Genomic DNA, 1,019 nt, shown 5'->3' with positions numbered 1-1,019 from the left:
GGCGTGCCTGGCTGCGTCAGGCAGCGGCTGCTTGTCAGGACCGAGCGGGACGGTGAGGTGCGACGAGAGGGATTCCGGTATGTCGCCCTTCCAGCGACTGGCGGCCAGGGATCCGGTGCTCACGTCGCGGATCTGTGCCTGTCGATCAGTACTTGGACCAATGGCGAGAATCGCCGGACGGCCACCGTGTGCGACGTGCATCAGCGTGTCGACGCTGCCGTGCTCGACAAGTTCAGGGGCGATGCTGCCAGGCGGCCGCCACGAGGCCCAACAAGTCGTCCACGGGAAATGGATGCCGGAGTTTTCGATGCCACGTACGACATCCCAACGACTCCGCGCGGTGTGGGTGAGGTGAAGCCAAGCGGCCCAGACCGGTTGATCGCCCTTGGGTTGCACCCCGCAGAGCCACAGATGGCGGGCATCGCCAGCTGCAGTGTCCGTCGTGGCCACACCGTGCTTGGATGTGGCGCAAGCGGCGTCCAGAAGCTCTCGTTGCCCAATGTTCGCTAGCGCTACGCCGTCATCGAGGATCATGGGAAGCTGCCCGTCGCGTGAGGCGTGCATCGCGAGGCCGTGAGCTGCGTATCGGCCCACGGGCCCTGATTCAGCCCACCCGCGGGGGTGGCGTATCTCCACTTCGTGTGCGCGCAGCCAGTCCACGATCTCCGTGTCAACAGCCGACACTGACTGGGCGCTTGCCGTGCTTTGCAAGCGGTCGGCAAGGTATTCGTGGCGGAAACTCACACCCGCCGGGTCCACTACGAAAAGCTCGGCATTCGCCTTCACCAGCTGCTGGAGACCGGCCTCGTCCACTGCTGACGGATCGAGGGCCCGGGCGAGCGCCGCCCAGACCCGCATCGGTACACGCCGCGGTTCGGCCAGAGCCAAGGCGGTAAGGACGGCAGACGGTACCTCGGCGTTCTGATCGCAGGGATCCTCAGGTACGTGAGCCGGCAAAACGAAGCGTGTGCGGCGAAGGCCCGGGGTTGTATCCGGCAGCACTTCGACCACAACGGCAA

At 65.7% G+C, this 1,019-nt stretch carries 1 protein-coding gene; it reads right to left on the bottom strand.

What is annotated here, in order from left to right; genetic code table 11:
- Positions 1 to 888 (bottom strand): hypothetical protein (locus tag ACGFZW_RS38910; RefSeq protein WP_393898067.1); only part of this gene is annotated, 888 nt, incomplete at its 3' end.
- Between the last annotated feature and the right edge of the window lie 131 nt (positions 889 to 1,019).

Source organism: Streptomyces sp. NPDC048248 (assembly GCF_043201875.1).
Classification (GTDB): domain Bacteria; phylum Actinomycetota; class Actinomycetes; order Streptomycetales; family Streptomycetaceae; genus Streptomyces.
The sequence above is the reverse complement of the archived record's forward strand: the minus strand, read 5'-3'. Positions and strand labels throughout refer to the sequence as shown.